Raw genomic sequence first — 357 nt, 5'->3', positions numbered from 1 at the left:
CGCAGAAACCTTATTGTGGGAAGTCTACGACCGGATGATTTCAATGTACAGCCTGACACCGGAAGAACGCTATCTTGAAATTATCAACCGTTGTCCCGACTTACTGAAACTGATAACTTTAAAAGAACTGGCTTCCTATCTTCTGATTCGTCCCGAAACATTAAGTCGTATCCGAAGAAAAGTCGTACAAAAATAAATTCTTGATTTCAATCAAGAGTTTATTTATTCCCTACCCTTACTTTTGCGGGCAAACAAAGTATATTGTATTTCATGAAAAAAATTATAATTATAGGTGCAACTTCCGGCATCGGTCGCGGATTGGCAGAAGTCTATTCTCAAGAAGATTATCTTATCGGC

2 pseudogenes are annotated in these 357 nt (G+C 38.4%); both read left to right on the top strand.

Annotated elements, in window-relative coordinates:
- Positions 1 to 196: pseudogene (locus AB5935_RS25710) on the top strand (Crp/Fnr family transcriptional regulator); the annotation flags it as partial.
- A gap of 74 nt (positions 197 to 270) precedes the next feature.
- Positions 271 to 357: pseudogene (locus tag AB5935_RS25705) on the top strand (oxidoreductase); the annotation flags it as partial.

It is taken from the genome of Phocaeicola sp. RTP21198st1_B8_RTP21198_201120 (assembly GCF_040929485.1).
In the GTDB taxonomy this organism is placed as follows: domain Bacteria; phylum Bacteroidota; class Bacteroidia; order Bacteroidales; family Bacteroidaceae; genus Phocaeicola; species Phocaeicola dorei.
This window is presented reverse-complemented; position numbering and strand designations above follow the sequence as displayed.